12 protein-coding genes are annotated in these 17,339 nt (G+C 43.8%); all 12 read right to left on the bottom strand.

Annotation, left to right across the window (positions count from 1 at the left end; genetic code table 11):
* Positions 1-23: 23 nt before the first annotated feature.
* The 12 genes from M3197_RS00455 to M3197_RS00400 all read right to left on the bottom strand — a co-directional run bounded on the left by M3197_RS00455 (position 24) and on the right by M3197_RS00400 (position 17,228).
* Complete coding sequence (locus M3197_RS00455; RefSeq protein WP_125102618.1) at positions 24-671, bottom strand: response regulator; 648 nt, start codon at positions 669-671, stop codon at positions 24-26.
* Positions 649-1,734, bottom strand: a complete 1,086-nt coding sequence (locus M3197_RS00450) for a sensor histidine kinase (RefSeq protein ID WP_432813962.1) — start codon at positions 1,732-1,734, stop codon at positions 649-651. The genes M3197_RS00455 and M3197_RS00450 overlap by 23 nt, the downstream gene beginning before the upstream one ends.
* Positions 1,731-2,195 (bottom strand): GAF domain-containing protein, encoded by a 465-nt coding sequence (locus M3197_RS00445; RefSeq protein ID WP_251658059.1) that lies wholly within the window; start codon positions 2,193-2,195, stop codon positions 1,731-1,733. Before M3197_RS00445 ends, M3197_RS00450 begins: the two co-directional genes overlap by 4 nt.
* A 51-nt stretch (positions 2,196-2,246) precedes the next feature.
* Positions 2,247-2,927: a respiratory nitrate reductase subunit gamma gene (gene narI / locus M3197_RS00440; protein ID WP_251658058.1), complete on the bottom strand. Its 681-nt coding sequence runs from the start codon at positions 2,925-2,927 to the stop codon at positions 2,247-2,249.
* Complete coding sequence (gene narJ, locus M3197_RS00435) at positions 2,920-3,489, bottom strand: nitrate reductase molybdenum cofactor assembly chaperone (protein ID WP_251658057.1); 570 nt, start codon at positions 3,487-3,489, stop codon at positions 2,920-2,922. Before narJ ends, narI begins: the two co-directional genes overlap by 8 nt.
* Positions 3,482-5,089 carry a nitrate reductase subunit beta gene (gene narH / locus M3197_RS00430; protein WP_251658056.1) on the bottom strand — a complete coding sequence of 536 codons (1,608 nt, stop codon included), beginning with the start codon at positions 5,087-5,089 and terminating at the stop codon, positions 3,482-3,484. The genes narJ and narH overlap by 8 nt, the downstream gene beginning before the upstream one ends.
* Positions 5,079-8,756, bottom strand: a complete 3,678-nt coding sequence (locus M3197_RS00425; protein WP_251658055.1) for a nitrate reductase subunit alpha — start codon at positions 8,754-8,756, stop codon at positions 5,079-5,081. Before M3197_RS00425 ends, narH begins: the two co-directional genes overlap by 11 nt.
* 709 nt (positions 8,757-9,465) lie before the next feature.
* Complete coding sequence (locus tag M3197_RS00420) at positions 9,466-10,503, bottom strand: ribonucleotide-diphosphate reductase subunit beta (RefSeq protein WP_251658054.1); 1,038 nt, start codon at positions 10,501-10,503, stop codon at positions 9,466-9,468.
* Positions 10,473-10,922 carry a flavodoxin gene (locus tag M3197_RS00415; RefSeq protein ID WP_251658053.1) on the bottom strand — a complete coding sequence of 150 codons (450 nt, stop codon included), beginning with the start codon at positions 10,920-10,922 and terminating at the stop codon, positions 10,473-10,475. Before M3197_RS00415 ends, M3197_RS00420 begins: the two co-directional genes overlap by 31 nt.
* Positions 10,907-13,129: a ribonucleoside-diphosphate reductase subunit alpha gene (locus M3197_RS00410; RefSeq protein WP_251658052.1), complete on the bottom strand. Its 2,223-nt coding sequence runs from the start codon at positions 13,127-13,129 to the stop codon at positions 10,907-10,909. The genes M3197_RS00415 and M3197_RS00410 overlap by 16 nt, the downstream gene beginning before the upstream one ends.
* A gap of 430 nt (positions 13,130-13,559) precedes the next feature.
* Entirely contained in the window at positions 13,560-15,677 is a 2,118-nt protein-coding gene (locus M3197_RS00405) for a methyl-accepting chemotaxis protein (protein WP_251658051.1), read from the bottom strand.
* 144 nt (positions 15,678-15,821) lie between these two features.
* Positions 15,822-17,228 carry an alanine/glycine:cation symporter family protein gene (locus M3197_RS00400; protein WP_251658050.1) on the bottom strand — a complete coding sequence of 469 codons (1,407 nt, stop codon included), beginning with the start codon at positions 17,226-17,228 and terminating at the stop codon, positions 15,822-15,824.
* Between the last annotated feature and the right edge of the window lie 111 nt (positions 17,229-17,339).

The following is a 17,339-nucleotide window of genomic DNA, read 5'->3' as shown; positions in this document are numbered from 1 at the left end:
CCTCCGTTTTCAATAAACCAGTTTTAGAAATTCAGGAACTTCTTCTTAAGCGCATATTCAACTAGTTCTGGTTTACTCTTCAAGTCTAACTTCTCCATCAACTTCGCTTTATGTGCTTCCACTGTTTTTACAGATATATATAGCTTTTCAGCGATTTCTTTGTTGCCATATCCTTTCGCCACTAGTGGCAATACTTCAATTTCACGCTTAGAAAGGATTTTAAATGGATCTGTTTCTACTTGCTCTCCATCCTTCTTCACAAACTCTCGAACTAGGGAAGTCGCCATTGATGGTTGAATGTACGTACCGCCGTCATAAACTGTACGAATCGCTGCAAATAATTCTTCATCAGGTGAGTTTTTCAATACATATCCAGATGCTCCGTTTTTCAATACATGAAACAAATATTCTTCGTCGTCATACATCGTTAAAATTACAATTTTTGTGTCTGGGAAGTCTTCGTTAATTTTCCCAGTGGCGATCAAACCACTTTCTCCAGGGGGCATGCTCAAGTCCATCAATAGGACATCCGGCTTATGCTTAGCAACTAAATCATATGCCTCTAAGCCATCCGCGGCTGTTGCTACGACTTCCATATCCCGTTGGAAATTCAATATGTGCATGAAGCCGCTTCTTACGACTGCATGATCATCCGCGATGATTATTTTCAATGTCCGTCTCCTCCTTCTTTAGAGGCACGGTGAGTATTATTGTCGTTCCATTTCCAATGCCTGTTTGAACCGTTAAAGTAGCATCCACCAACTCCGCACGTTCTTTCATCCCAAATAATCCAAGTCCTGTCCCTTTGTACGTTGGTGCATTTGAGTCAAACCCCACTCCTGAATCTCTAACAGTCAGGGTCAACTCATCTGGAGACAGTAATAGCTCGACATCCACTTCTTCAACATCTGCATATTTCAATGCATTGAATACAGCCTCTTGACAAACTCGGTAGACGACGGTTTCAATCTCCCCTTCGAATCGTTGAGAGTGAGTATTGCTTTTGAAATGGACAAGAAGTCCATAATTTTTTTCAGTCCATTTGAAGTGTGTGCGGAATGCTGCTTCCAACCCTAAGTCATCCAACGTAGCCGGTCTTAGCTGAACCGATAAATGGCGGATATCATCAAGTAGACGCATAAGTGATCCTTCTGTTTGTCTAACCTTTTTTAAGACCTCATCTTCCACATTCATGTACTTCAACACACGAAGGTCTACTAAAGAGCTCAGCATCTCTTGCGCCACACTGTCATGTAGCTCACGTGAGATTCTCTTGCGCTCGTCTTCTTGTGCTTTAATGACTCGTTTAACAAGTGTTTTCTGATGTAAGCTTTCAGATGTTTTAAATTGCTCCGTCAAATCCCGAAGCATGAACACGCGAATTCCTTGTTCCGCATCGATCATTTGAATACTTCCTGTATACGGAACAATTCCTCGCCCAACCGTTTCCAAGAATACTTGAAAGGAAGGGATGTTTCGATTCGGATCCGACATATAACAAGAAATGCATGTCTGTTCTTCTTCATCACTTGTGAATCCTTTGCACGCCATACAGATTGCATCTGTACTTCCAGATTGCATAAGTTGAGTGACTTGAGGATCGAGAATTTGTTCAGCGGCTTTGTTCATCGAAAGTACGCTCCCCTCAAGGCTGAAGAAAAATATCGCTTCTGTGGAGTTTTCATATAACTGCTCTAACAGATGACTCATGCCACTCTGACTAATTCCATTCAATTCCCAGTCAACTCCTCACTGTAATAAGGTCCGAATGTCGGTGCAACTAGGGATTTCAGTAACTCAAACTTCTCAAAGGACATACAATTCTTCTTGCGACACCCCGCTAGCAAGATCCCCTTCACACGGTTGTACTTAAACAAAGGAATCGCTGCGAAACTTTCAAGCTCTTCTGCTATGAGAATTGGATAGTTATACAAATCTTCTTTTTTATAATATTTCTGAGCATCGGGTACATACATGGGTTTACCTGTCTTGAATACAATCCCCGCAACGCCTTTTCCAGAATGGAGAACAATGCGTCGAAAACGTTGACTCAAATTCCCTGATGCGTACTCCCAACGAATTTGAAAGTGCCGCTCCTCGGGTTGTACAAGTGCCAACGCTACGAAATCACACGCCATTGCAAGGCGAATCTCTTCAACTTGCTCCTGGTAATTAAATGCTGACTGGCCTTCCATGAGACATCCTCCCTCTAACTTGAGAAAGTGCTCACTACCCCTCTCTCTTCATCAGTTTCTCTTATCCTTCCTGTAAAGGATATAACTTCTACCTACATAATTCAACGGCACACTCCACACGTGAACGAGCCGCGTGAATGGCCACATTGCAAAAATAAGAAAACCTGTGAGGACGTGCAGCTTGAATGCAATAGGAACGGATGCCATGTACTCAGCTTGAGGCTGTAAAATGAGCAAGGATCTGAACCAGATTGAGATCGTCGCACGGTAATCGAACCCCGGTGTCGTAGTATTTGTAATCAGTGAACTGTACACACCAATAAATACAATAAACAGCAAGAACGAATTCACAATCAAATCTGAAGCGGATGACAAATGACGGACGTTACTATTTGTAAACCGTCTACTTGTCAGAATAATCATTCCAACAAGAGTCACGACTCCGAAAAATCCGCCACCCCATACTGCACCGATGTGATACATATGATCACTGACGCCCATTGCACGCGTCCACTCCATTGGAATTCCTAGACCCGCGACGTGTCCCAGAATGACAGGGAAGATCCCAATATGGAATAGCAAACTCCCAATCATCAATTGCCTTTTTTCGATGAATTCACTGGACTTCGCCGTCCAGCCAAACTGATCGTGTCTATAGCGAAAGATATGTCCGACTATGAATACTGCAATACAAAGGTAGGGGAAAATCACCCATAGAAATTGACTAGTCATTGGCTGGAACCTCCCGGCGGATACATGCTTTGAATTCTTCTCTCATCCCTTTCACTAGCGAATGATACGGGCTTTCGTATTTTTCTAATGCTTTCATCAAATGATAAGAACCATCTTCAAGGACAGCTAACAACATGGAGAAACTTTGTTGCGCACGTGGATCTCCTTTCCATTCAGCGGCGTAGATGAATTCACACATGAGTGGCAACGAATCCGAAAGTTCACTATCCGGCATGACAAGACCCAACATTTCGTACAACACTTTGAGACGCGCCAAAGTTTGACCACGCTCTCTGGAATCACCATATTTCACGTAGGTCATGAATAACGTGGCATCTTTTTGAAAGTCTAGCGTGTACGTGTACATTTCTTGGATTTCATCGAGACTGTAAGTATGCATCTTATCCCAATACTCTTTGACATCTTTATAGGAAGGATCGGAAGGGTTCAATGACCCTTCCAACACACTCGGATGAAACGTCATTTTGTCGGGATATGAAAATTGTTTCGCAAAGAATCCGAAGATCTGTTTCTTTTCGTAGAGAAGGTCTAAGTCAATCACGCCAGATCCCCCCATAGAAGTTCTCTTCGTAAATTTCCTTACCTGTCTTTACAGGAGCACTTGGTGATGCAGGTCCACATCCGTCACAACTCCCGTTTGATCCCATTACGGAATAGCTATAGTTGTCCGATTGTGCAGCTTCCCCGTACGTCCCCATATCTGTGTATCCAGCTGAACCTTGTGATCGGTATACGTTCATCTGTCCTTCTTTGTGGGAAGTTGGAATAACGAATCGATCTTCGTATTTTGCAATAGCAAGGAGGCGGTACATCTTCTTTGTTGAAGATGCCGTCAATCCGACGCGTTCCAGTTTGGATTCATCAAAGTCTTTACCGGAAGATTGCGCACGCATGAATGATCGCATCATCGCCATTCGTTGCAAGGACCCTTTCACCGTTTCCGTATCTCCAGCTGTCAGCATATTCGCTAAGTATTGAATTGGAATCCGCATCTCTTCAATAGCCGGGAAGATCATATCCGGATTCTGGATAGAATCTTTCCCTTCAAAGTAGTTCATAATCGGGCTTAGTGGTGGTACGTACCAAACCATTGGCAATGTCCTGTATTCAGGGTGTAACGGGAATGCCAGCTTGTATTCGATCGCAAGCTTATACACTGGTGAATTTTGTGCTGCGGAAATCCAGTCTTCTGAAATTCCATCTTTTCGTGCTTGCTCTATGACTTCAGGGTCATTCGGATCCAGAAATAAATCACATTGGGCTTTGTACAAGTCTTTTGGATCTGGAGTTGCTGCAGCTTCTAGAACACGGTCTGCATCATACAGCAATACACCTAGATAACGAATTCTTCCTGTGCACGTCTCAGAACATACGGTCGGCAATCCAGATTCGATCCTAGGGAAACAGAATGTACATTTCTCGGCCTTGTTTGTTTTCCAGTTAAAGTACACTTTCTTATACGGACAGCCCGTCATACAATAGCGCCATCCTCTGCATGCCTCTTGGTCAACGAGTACGATTCCGTCTTCATCCCGTTTGTACATAGCGCCTGAAGGACAAGATGCGACACAACTTGGATTCAAGCAGTGCTCACATAATCTAGGCAAGTACATCATGAACGCTTGCTCAAAGTTGAACTTAATCTCTTCTTCGATTTTTTGGATATTCGGGTCAGTCGGTCCAGTAATGTGGCCACCTGCTAGTTGGTCTTCCCAGTTGGGTCCCCATTCAAGATCCATATAATCGCCTGTTACAACGGATTTTGCACGTGCAACCGGCGTATGCTTACTCTCCGGAGCAGTCGTCAGTTTTTCATAGTCATATGTCCACGGCTCGTAGTAGTCTTTCATCTCAGGCATATCCGGATTGTAGAAAATCTTCCCAAGAGCGATCTTGGACAGCTTGGAGCCGGACTTGAGTTCCAACTTACCGTTTCGCAAGTTCCATCCGCCTTTATAGATTTCCTGGTCCTCCCAGCGTTTCGGGTAGCCGATGCCAGGTTTCGTTTCCACGTTGTTGAACCACATGTATTCAGCACCTTCGCGGTTCGTCCATGTCGTTTTGCATGTCACACTGCACGTATGGCAGCCGATGCATTTGTCCAGGTTCATCACCATTGCGATTTGCGCTTTAATCTTCAAGCCAATTGACCTCCTTCATTTTACGGACTGCTACGTATTCGTCACGCTGGTTTCCAATCGGTCCATAATAGTTAAATCCATAACTGAGTTGTGCGTAACCGCCTACCATTTGAGTCGGCTTCATATGGATTCGAGTTGGTGCATTGTGACTGCCTCCGCGTTCTTCCGTAATCTCTGAACCAGGAACTTGAATGTGTTTGTCTTGTGCGTGATACATGAACATTGTGCCTTTAGGGATCCGGTGACTGACAACCGCTCGCGCTGTGACGACACCATTCCGGTTGTACACTTCAAGCCATGCATTGTCGTCTATATCATGTGCGATCGCATCTATGTCGGATATCCATACAGTCGGTCCTCCACGGAACAACGTCAACATATGCTGGTTGTCTTGGTACGTCGAGTGGATGTTCCACTTGCCATGTGGCGTCAAGTAACGCAACACTAGTGAATCTTCTGTTCCCGCAACCGGACGATCATGCGGTCCAAGTACGAGCGGTGGTAGCGTTGGTTTATATACCGGTAACGCTTCCCCGAAGTCTAAGAATAGTTCGTGATCCAAGTAGAAATGCTGACGTCCAGTGAGTGTGCGGAACGGTACCATCCTCTCAATATTCGTTGTAAAGGGCGAGTATCTACGTCCAAGCTTGTTGGATCCACTAAACACTGGTGTCGGAATGACCTCACGAGGCTGTGCTGTGATGCTCGCAAACGTGAATCGCTCTGCTGCACGGTCTGCTGAAATATCTTTCAGTTCGACCCCTGTGTCTTGTTCTGCTGAAACAAAGGCTTTTTGAGAAACGCGTCCATTTGTTGCGGATGAAAGAGTTAACATCGCTTCAGCCGCGTGCTTTGCTGTATGCAATTTCGGCAAGCCATCTTTGATGGTGTCGTCTTCATAGACTCCATTAATGGCTTTCATCATTTCGTATTCTTCAGCAACTGAGAAACTGACACCGTGCGCCCCGACTTTTCCTGTCGATAGAAGCGGACCAAGTGTGATGTATTTATCAAAGACTTTCGTATAGTCGCGCTCCACAATCGTCATGCCTGGCATCGTCTTCCCAGGTATCGCTTCAACTTCACCTTTCTTCCAATCTTTTACATCCCCATGTGGCTGGGCAATCTCTTGAATGGAGTCGTGGGCAAGTGGCGAAGTAACAAGGTCTTTGTAGACACCCGGTAAATGAGTTTTCGCCATTTCTGAGAACGTTTCTGCAATGGATCGATAAATATCCCAGTCTGAACGGGATTCCCAAAGTGGGTCAACTGCCGGATTGAACGGGTGTACGAATGGATGCATATCTGTTGAAGACAAGTCGACCTTTTCATACCAAGTTGCTGCAGGAAGTACAATATCTGCATATAGTGGTGTTGTCGTCATACGAAAATCGAGTGCAACGAGTAAGTCGAGCTTGCCTTCAACTTCTTCGCGCCAGACGATTTCTTCAGGTTTCATACGTTCGTTCGGTTTCGCTAGTAATCCATCAGAAGCTCCGAATAAATGCTTCATGAAGTATTCTTGACCTTTCGCTGAACTAGAAACTAGATTGGAGCGCCATACGAATAGGCTTCTCGGGAAGTTTTCAGGTGAATCCGGATCTTCCACTGCAAATTTCATCTTTCCGGAAGTCAGTTGTTCTTTCACATACTCTACAATTTCAGGTGTTGTTGTTTTACCTTCTTTCGCGGCTTCTTCCGTCAGCTGCAGACTGTTACGATTAAATTGTGGATAGGAAGGAAGCCAGCCAAGCCGCGCCGCAAGTACGTTATAATCAGCAGGGTGCTCATATCTAGCATCTCCACCAAGCGGAGACATAAGGGATTGAGTTCCCGCTTCTTCATATTTCCATTGGTCTGTCGAGAAGTAGAAGAAAGACGTTGCGTTTTGTAATCTCGGTGGCGCTTGCCAATCTCTTGCAAAGGCGATTGTGCTCCACCCTTCAATTGGACGACATTTCTCTTGTCCAACGTAGTGAGCCCAACCTCCACCGTTCACACCTTGTGAAGCAGTAAGTGTCACTAAATTTAAGATTGCGCGGTAAATCGTATCACTGTTAAACCAGTGGTTGATACCAGCTCCCATAATAATCATTGAGCGACCGCCAGTATCCAGTGCATTCTGTGCAAACTCCCGAGCGATTTGGATGATAAGCTCCGGTTTCACACTCGTAATTTTTTCTTGCCAAGCCGGTGTATAGATGGAAGATTTGTCGAAGTAATCGTTCGCTTCCAATTCGCTGCCGATCCGGTTCACACCATATTGACTGAGCATGATATCATAAACGGTTGCGACGCGTCTTGTTGTCCCATCAGCCATCGTAAGTACCTTCGTTGGAATCGGACGTGTGAAGACTCCGTTTGATAAATTATCGAAAAATGGGAAGTGAATTTCTTTCCACTCTGCATCTGCGTCCGCAATAGACAGTGCGGGTTCTACGCGAGTTCCATCTTCTTTATCGAGGAGCAAGTTCCATTTAACTTCGTCTTCCCAACGCTGCCCCATTGTCCCGTTTGGAACAATGATTTCATTGACGCTTTTATCGAGAATAACTGGTTTCCACTCTGAATGCTGTGATTCTTGACCGATATCACTCGCTCGTAAGAATCGACCTGCTTTATACGCCCCTTCGTGTTCATCCAAAAAGACGAGAAACGGCATATCGGTATATTGTTTTGCATAGTTCAAGAACATCGGCTCTTTGCGCTGCTCGTAAAACTCATCAAGAATGACATGTGTCATCGCTTGAGCAACAGCTGCATCCGTTCCTGGATTCGCTGCAATCCAGTCATCTGCATGTGTAACGCTTTCTGCATAGTCTGGTGCGACCGACACGACTTTTGTTCCTTTGTAACGGACTTCCGTCATGAAGTGAGCATCTGGTGTACGTGTTAACGGAACGTTCGATCCCCACATGATGATGTATCCTGCGTTGAACCAGTCACTCGACTCTGGTACATCTGTCTGTTCACCCCAAATTTGCGGTGAAGAAGGCGGCAGATCCGCATACCAATCGTAGAAACTGAGCATTTCCCCACCAATAAGAGAGATGAAGCGCGCACCAGATGCATAACTGACCATCGACATCGCTGGAATTGGTGTAAAACCTGCAATTCGGTCAGGACCGTACTTTTGAATCGTATAGATAAGTTGTGCGGAGATGAGCATGGTTGCATCACGCCAATGAATACGGACGTGCCCCCCTTTACCGCGAGCTTGTTTATAGTCTGTCGATTTCTCTGGATCTTCTACAATACTAGCCCATGCTTTGACAGGGTCTTTGTGTTCTGTCAGGGCCTGTCCCCACATGCGCCACAACTTCCCTCTGATGTAAGGGTATTTAATACGGAGCGGGCTATATTCATACCAAGAGAAAGAAGCTCCACGGGGGCAGCCACGCGGTTCAAATTCTGGCATGTCAGGGCCACAGGAAGGGTAGTCAATCTGTTGGTTTTCCCAAGTTATGATTCCGTTCTTGACGAACACTTTCCAGCTACATGAACCTGTGCAGTTCACTCCATGTGTTGTCCGGACTACTTTGTCGTGGGACCAGCGTTGACGGTACATGTTTTCCCAATCACGATTCTTTTCTTCAAGCGCAGACCAATTGCCGGAATACTTTTCAACCGGTTTGAAATAATTCAAATTGAATTTCGTTTTCTTCATTGAATTTCATGCTCCCTTCCAAATGACTAACAGGATGTGCAGTGATAATGCATTCTAGAATTTTCCTATATCTTTATCCTACAATGTATTCTGACAATTTCCTATTAGGGTTTTCCCTATTACTGAATTCAGTTCTTTTTTCTCATCAGGAATATTGATATAAAGTATCAGTTTAGATGATTCTATTCTCGGGAATACAGCACCGGTCCTTATTAGGAGAGTATTGTCATAATTAGTTTTATGTCCAGTCCATCCCTAATTCCCATTACTTTTTACAGCACTGGTTTGTGCCTTAATTTGAGTATATCGATGAATTCCTTGGATATATATGAGGGTAAGTCCTATTTCTCACCATGGTTTTTCACCATATTTCCGGTGGAGTTAGGGAAATGGAGGGGGGATGAAGTCGGTTTGCTCAGAAGAAACTCTCTTGACAGAACGATTCACTACACGTTTTTTAGCTTAATTCGTCAAAATTAGACCAGTTCCACTTCATTTGAAAAAGAGTATCCACCATACAGAGTAGTTTAATCATCAAAATTATCACGTTATACAATAGCTACTTGAGTAAATCACTACTTGGCTACATTCCGATTGTTTTGAGAGATGACTTGGAGTCATTTAGGGATTTTCGATTTATCGCCTTGTATTTGCTCGATAAAAAAGCCAAGCGATCAGCAATCTGCTGAACACTTGGCTTTTCTGGTATTTATAGATCGTCGAATCCGTTCAAATCACTCGTTTTCACGTATTGACGGGAAGTTTGTTCGAAGAAGTCTGTTTTCGTTCCATCGAAATTATCCGTATAGGCACGGATCCACTTCATGGGATTGTCGATGAATTCCGGATAGATTTCGCTGAGTCCGAGCATACGAAGCATTTTGTTGGCACGGTATTTGACATAGCCGTCCATTTCATCCAAATCGATGCCATCGATATCAGCGAGCACGTAGCGGCTCCAAATTGTTTCTTGCTCCACAGAATGACGGAACTGGTCATAGATCCATTCCGTGAATTCCTCTGTGTTGTACTCAGGATTCTCAGCAAGTGCTGCTCGGAAAATATCACTGATTGCTTTTCCGTGTTGTAATTCGTCACGGTTGATGTACGAAATCATCGTTGACGTACCCACCATTTTTTGATGGCGCGCCATATTATAGAAGAATGCAAAACCACTATAGAAAAACAGGCCTTCTAGCAATGTCGTATAGACCATGGCTTTCAATACTGTTTCAATTGTCGGATTCGTCGCAAATTCGTTGTAGATTTCAACGATGCGTTCATTTCTCTTCATTAATACTTCGTCTGACCGTCCCATTTCAAACGATTCCACTTGCTTGTCATACGTTGTCACCGAAGAAAGTACATAGGCATAGCTATGGTTGTGTTCGCTTTCTTGGTCGGCGATTGTTGCCATAATTGACTTAACAGATGGATCCGTCGCAAAGTCTGCAATCTTCATTGCAATAACCGTTTGCGGACCATCCAATGTTGCTAGCAAACCGATAATTTTTAAAAATGCGTCTTGTTCCGCTTTTGAAAGATTCGCGAACTGCTTTACGTCTTGTGTCATATCCACTTCGTTTGCCGTCCAGAATAACGATCGGATTCTTTGACGTAATGTATAGAAATGCGGGTGTGCTAAGTTGTTCCAGTTCAGGATACCACTCGCTTCCCCACCGAATATTGCTGTTGCTTTGTTTGGATTTGCTGGATTTAGTACGTTAACTCGTGTAAGTGTCTCCAATGGTCTAGCACTCCCTCTGCCCAGTCTACCACGCGAATTTCTTGCGCACCACGCGGGCTTTGTTCAATTTTCAGCGGTTCAAGCGCCGAGTTATAAAAACGGGCCAATTTCACGGCTGCATTGCAAAATAGATCATCGCCACCGAATTGTGTATCACCCGTTCCAAATACATACACGTGATCCGGTTTTACGCCGACATCCAGTACGAAATCTTTCACTTCATCAGGCGTTGAGCCTTGGTCCCATGTAAACGATCCGACAATCATCGCGTCAAAATCTCGATAATCTGGTACTGGACCTATGCCAATGCGATGCATCTGAACTGATGCACCGCTAGCCACTAATGTCTTTTCTATTAATTCCGCAGTTTCCGCAGTATTGCCGCTCCAAGAAGCATAGGCAATTAAGAATGACACCATTCGCACTCCTCGATTTCTGAAGCTGTTGAGCGTGTATAATACGTTGTTTTCATTCCTGATTTCCAAGCTTGTAGGTGCAGGTTAAGCAGAACAGAAGCACGGATATTATTCGGTACATAGAAGTTAAATGAAATGGATTGGTCAATATGACGCTGGCGCGCAGCGTTTTGCTTAATCGACCACCGCTGATCGACAATATATGCTGAACGACGGTAGACATCATACGTATTATGATCCAAGTCCGGTGCAATGACCGGCAATTTATAGTCTTTCTTCTCTTCGTGGTAGAACGGTTTGAACACTGGATCGATCGATGCTGTAGAACCCGCAATGACGGATGTTGAACTATTCGGTGCAACTGCCATCAAATAACCATTACGAATTCCGGTTTCCGCAACATTTTTACGTAGCTCGTTCCACTCGTCTGAAACATATGAGCGTTTGTCGAAATACGCTCCTGTTTCCCAATCAGATCCTTCGAACAATGGATACGCTCCCTTTTCGCCAGCAATTTCCATAGAAGAACGAATCGTCAAATATGCAATTTGTTCATACAGACGATCTGCGAATTCAACCGCTTCGTCTGACTCCCACTGAATTCCTTCAAGAGCAAGAAGATGATGCCATCCGAAAGTTCCGAGTCCAATTCCACGGTATCGGCTGTTTGTGCGCTGCGCTTGGACAACCGGAATCTTATTCAAATCGATTACGTTGTCGAGCATACGAACTTGAATTGGGATCAAGCGCTCTAATACACCTGCCGGAACTGCTTTACCTAAGTTGACGGAAGACAAGTTACAAACGACGAAGTCGCCTGGTTTCGAACGAGTCACAACAATATCATCTTCCAATGTGACGGACTCAAATTCAGTGGCACTCATGTTTTGCATAATTTCTGAACACAAGTTACTTGAATACACGATACCTGCGTGCTTATTTGGGTTTGCTCGGTTTACTTCATCACGGTAGAACATATATGGTGTACCCGTTTCAAGCTGGCTACGCATGATACGTTTCATGATTTCGATCGCGGGGACGGTATCTCTTGAAATTTCAGGATGATTTACACACGCTTCATATCGCTCTCGGAATGTTCCGGCACCCTTCGTTTCATCGTAAGAGTCTTCTAGTGAATACCCCATTACCGTACGAACTTCGTGTGGGTCAAACAAGTGCCAATCTGCGCGAGCATCGACAGCTTCCATGAATAGATCCGGCAAACATACGCCCGTGAAAATATCATGTGCACGAAGACGCTCGTCACCGTTGTTCAATTTAAGATCCAGGAATGTGAAAATATCTTTATGCCAAACGTCCAGATAGACCGCTACTGCGCCCTGGCGTTGTCCAAGCTGATCTACGCTAACCGCCGTGTTATTCAATTGCTTGATCCACGGGAGGACTCCGCTGGAAGCACCTTTGAAACCACGGATAGATGATCCACGTGAGCGGACTTTCCCCATATAGACGCCAATACCGCCACCGTATTTCGACAAGTTTGCGATATCTGTGTTGCTGTTGTAAATTCCAGTCAATGAATCATCAACTGTGTCAATGAAACAACTGGAAAGCTGACCGTGTGGTTTTCCTGCATTTGAAAGCGTCGGTGTTGCAACTGTCATGTACAAGTTGCTCATCGCCCAATACGCTTCAGCAATTTTCCCAATACGATCCTCTGTTTCGCGTTGCATAAGCGTCATTGCAATTACGAGCCAACGCTCTTGTGGCAACTCAACAGGAACTTTTGAGTAGTTGACAGCTGCGTAACGGTCCATCAGTGTTTTCAAGCCGATGTACGTAAACAGCTTGTCCCGTTCTGGTTGAATCAGAGCCCCGATTGCTGTCAATTCGTCGGTTGTATAGTTTTTCGCCAAGTCTTCCGTATAAAGACCTTGTTTAACTAGAGACACGACATGACCCGCAAAGTTCGAATAAACAGCTTTCCCGCGAAGTTGCTGCTGGTCTGCATACAATTTTTGCAAGTATAAACGTGCTGCAACGAACGTCCAATAGCTAGATGCTTCGTCAATCAGACTCAACGTTTCAAGAACCATTGCATTTGTCCACTCAGAGAGCGGTCCTCCTGGATGTTTTGCTAGCCATTTTTCACTCGCTTCTGTAAGTGGAGCGATTCGTTCTGCACCAAATTCCTCCTGCAAAGTTTCAATCATGCGTGTTGTATCATTCGTTTCACGGGTTAATGTCATATCGACTGTCTCCTTCCAATTTCTCTCATATTTTAGCAATTAAAAAAGAGCTGAGAAAACGCGATTCAAAGGCGTTTCCTGCGAAAGCCTTTATGACGGCATTTCGGCATCAGCACTATATATAGTGTTTATATTCAATATCTACCCTAACATCTTGTGTCCAAACAGTAAATAGGCAAAAAGTGACGTTAATTTCCCTTTGTCGCCTATATGTGTTTTGCACCCGGGATTTTCTCTCGAAAGACTAGTTTATCACACATTGAGTTAGGACAGTAACTCGCACCGCTCCAAATTATTAGAAACAAAATCCTTGCTCTTTTCTTCCTATTCCGCTTATCAGATAGATGCATTTTCATGCATGACAAATTTAAAACAGAGGAGAAATTTTGCAATCTCAACCTCTGTTTTACTTGTTGACTACCAAATATACTTAATCTTGTTTCGCTAATTCAAACCGTTTGACAACTTCTTGAAGTTCACTCGCAATGCGTGACATTTGTTGCACAGAACCTGCAACACGTTCAAGTTCTTGTTGCTGGGCAATTGAAGAAGCACTCACCTGTTCTGCAGATGCAGCTGTTTCTTCTGAAACTGCAGATACACTTTGAATTGCAAGTACAGCCTGATCTTTATGTGAAATCATTTCCGATAAATTCGCCGAGAGCTCCGCGATTGATTTGTTCATTTCATCAGTTAGTTGTGCATTGAGTGCAAATGACTTTTCTGTACTCGCAACAGATTCGCTCTGAGTCTTCATTGAATTCGTATTTTGAGCAATCACGTCAACTGTAGCTTTCGACTGATCCAGAATTTCTTGTACGGTCTGTTGGATTGTTCCTGTTTCGCTGCTCGATTGCTCCGCAAGCTTACGTACTTCTTCAGCAACTACGGCAAAACCTTTTCCGTGCTCGCCTGCACGTGCTGCTTCAATACTCGCGTTAAGCGCAAGCAAGTTCGTTTGAGCCGTAATATCCTGTATGGATGTAATCACATGGTTAATGCCTGAAATTTTTTCCGTTAAGGCTGTCATTTGCTGTTCCACTTGTTCGTTCATACGATTCGCCAACTCATTTTGTTCTCGCAACCGATCGACTTCTGCAAGTCCGTTTTGCGTAGACTCTACTGTTTGACGTGATAAGTCATCCATGTTTTCAGATAGTGTGGAAATCGCAGTAATCTGATTTGCGAGGTCGCCCATCCGATGGCTCGTCTCTTCCGTGTCTTCTGATTGCTTAGATGCCCCTTGAGCAATCTCTTCGGTCGCAACAGAGACCTCTTGGCTGGATGCAACGATTTCTTCAAACGCATGGTTTACCTGTGAAGATGACTCCGTAAGACGTGAAGAAGCAGACAGCACTTCCACTAGGGCTTCATTGGTTTGGCTAAGCATATGGTTGTATGAAGTGGCAACAGAACCAATTTCGTCTTGCTTCAACTTCCTCACATCTACTTGTTCCGTCAAATCTCCTGAAGCCGCCATCTCCATCGATTTCTGAATGCGTGTCAGTGGGTTTATGTGGCGGTATACGAAAAATGCTGTAACGAGACCCATTAATACCACCATAACTGCAGATGCAATTAACGTAAAGACTACAATACGTGCAAAAGGAGCAACGATTACTGTTCGTGGTAATACTGTTTGGACGGACCATGTCTGATCAAGTCCATTCAATGAAATCGGAGCAAAGACATTGAATGCTTTTTCATCATACGTTTTTGAATCCACATATAGTGAGTCTGTTTTTCCTTCCGTTAATTTGTCTTTCACAGGCTGCCAATCGATGGCATCCTTCATATTCGAATTGTTCATCTGTTCTTTCAGACTGTTTTGTATAAGAACTCCATCATCAGATATGACTGAAGCATACCCGCCTTCAGGTGCGATTTCTTTTGTTAACTCCCCTAGAAATTCTAAGGACATATTCGTACTAATAACACCTGTGAAATCCCCATTTTTCGATACTAATGGCACCGATAATGAAGTGAAATTCACATTTTTCCCGTCTACCTCATATGATATCGGTTCTTGGAAATATGATTTCTTATCAGCCTTTGGATTTAAATACCAGTCTCCTCCACCCGACTCCTCATAACCAATTGCAGAGTTTATCTGAATTCCATCTTTGGTTTTCAACAAATAAGGAACGAATCTACCTTCTGAATCTATGAGTTTCTGGTTAGACTCCGATAACCCATCGATAGAAAGAATACCTTTTTCAAATACAGCACTCATACTAACTGCATTCGGATTTCCCTCTAGGTTCGCCTGGAGGACTGATAGAACATCAGTCGCGGCCAATTTCGAATTCGAATTCATCGTTTCCAATACTCGTTTAGTTGTACTAAGTGATTCATCAGTTTGTTTAAATTGCTCACTTAACTTCAGTGCAACTCGCTCTGTTTCCGTTGTCGCAATTTCCTCAGCATCATTTACGGTTATGCCATGTGTATAAATCATAGTTCCTAATGCATAAATCGCAAATAACAGGAAAAACACCCCTATTATGAGTGAGGAGAGTTTAAAGACGATACTTTTGGACTTTTTCATTACATACACCCCTTCTATACTTTAACATTTAAGTAGTATACCTGAAGATATAGATAAGGTGTGCATTTTAGACTAAAAGACACAAAAAAGTCACTGGACTATTGAACCATCCAGTGACTCTTTTTGTCTATTCATAAGTTAAAATTACTTTGGCTGCTCTTCGCCCCAGCATTCAGTTCCCTTTAGACCTGGAATCGATTTTGCTTGGAACTTAGGATTCAACCCTTTTCGACGCTGGATGGTGAAGTCATCCAAGACTTTAAAGGCGACTCGACTCAAGAACGCGATAACAATGAGGTTCAGCACAGCCATCAGACCCATGAAGACGTCCGCAAGGTCCCATACAGTCTGTACCTTCGCCATTGCGCCGAACATGACCATGCCAAGTACTGCGAGACGATACACCGTCATCCAAACTTTGTTCGCATTGATGAATTCAATATTTGTTTCTCCATAATAGTAGTTTCCGATTATTGAACTGAAAGCAAAAAATAAAATTGCAATCGCTACGAAATAAGGAGCCCAAGAACCCACGTGCTCCGCCATGGAAGCTTGTGTTAACAGGATTCCATCTGTTTCGCCTTTATCATAAAGACCAGCAAGTAGAATAATGAATGCTGTCGCTGAACAAATAATAATCGTATCGAAGAACACTCCAAGACTCTGAACGAGTCCCTGTTTCGCAGGATGCGTTACGTTTGCCGTTGCAGCAGCGTTTGGCACACTACCCATACCTGCTTCGTTCGAGAATAAACCTCGACGAACACCCTGCATGATTGCAACTCCGATACCGCCACCTACCATTTCCTTAACGCCGAATGCATGCTCAACAATCAAAGCAATCATTGCAGGAATTTCAGTAATATTCACTATAACGATATACAAAGCGACAATAATATATAATGTGGCCATGACCGGCACGATCGCTTGAGTTACTTTTACAATCCTTTTCACACCGCCAAATATTATGATTGCCGTTAACACAACAAGAACAATACCTACAGCCCAATCCGGAACATTAAACACATCCGAAAACGACTGACTAATTGTATTGGACTGAACTGCGTTAAATATAAAACCAAAACAGAGTGTCAGTAATATAGCAAACACAATTCCTAACCCTCTTAACCCCAAAGCCTTTTGCATATAGTACGCCGGTCCGCCTCGGAACGTATCACCATCTCGCACTTTATAAACTTGCGCTAACGTACTCTCGATAAAAGCCGTTGCCATTCCAATGATTGCAATAATCCACATCCAAAATACCGCACCCGGACCACCGATTCCAATGGCAAGAGCGACACCAGTCACATTTCCTGTCCCCACTCTAGAGGCTGCACTGATTGTAAACGCTTGGAATGCTGAAACCCCGTCTTCACTATCTTTCTTCTCAGTTATCAATCGGAACATTTCACCGAAGAGACGAAATTGAACAAACTTCGTGCCGACGGTGAAGTAAAAACCGAGTACTAGCAACAAGCCGATCAGTACATACGACCACAAATAATTACTGAATGAACCAGTTATCCAATTTAAAAAATCTGTAAGCATCAAGCCACACCTCCACTTTTTCTATTCTATTAAACTTCAATCCAACTTGTTTCTTCTATACCCTCAAATTTAAAAAGGTAGACAAAAGAAAAATGCCGATGGTTTAGTAAA

It is taken from the genome of Sporosarcina aquimarina (genome assembly GCF_023715615.1).
GTDB lineage: Bacteria > Bacillota > Bacilli > Bacillales_A > Planococcaceae > Sporosarcina > Sporosarcina aquimarina_A.
Note: the sequence above shows the minus strand (reverse complement) of the source record. Positions and strands in the feature narration are given on the sequence as shown.

Excerpts from the sequence above, each read along its gene's own strand:
- M3197_RS00415 (WP_251658053.1), bottom strand. The coding sequence starts at position 10,922 with ATGGTGTCATTCTTAATTGCCTATGCTTCTTGGAGCGGCAATACTGCG.
- M3197_RS00410 (WP_251658052.1), bottom strand. The coding sequence starts at position 13,129 with ATGACATTAACCCGTGAAACGAATGATACAACACGCATGATTGAAACT.
- M3197_RS00400 (WP_251658050.1), bottom strand. The coding sequence starts at position 17,228 with ATGCTTACAGATTTTTTAAATTGGATAACTGGTTCATTCAGTAATTAT.
- M3197_RS00425 (WP_251658055.1), bottom strand. The coding sequence starts at position 8,756 with ATGAAGAAAACGAAATTCAATTTGAATTATTTCAAACCGGTTGAAAAG.
- M3197_RS00405 (WP_251658051.1), bottom strand. The coding sequence starts at position 15,677 with ATGAAAAAGTCCAAAAGTATCGTCTTTAAACTCTCCTCACTCATAATA.
- narI (WP_251658058.1), bottom strand. The coding sequence starts at position 2,927 with ATGACTAGTCAATTTCTATGGGTGATTTTCCCCTACCTTTGTATTGCA.
- M3197_RS00445 (WP_251658059.1), bottom strand. The coding sequence starts at position 2,195 with ATGGAAGGCCAGTCAGCATTTAATTACCAGGAGCAAGTTGAAGAGATT.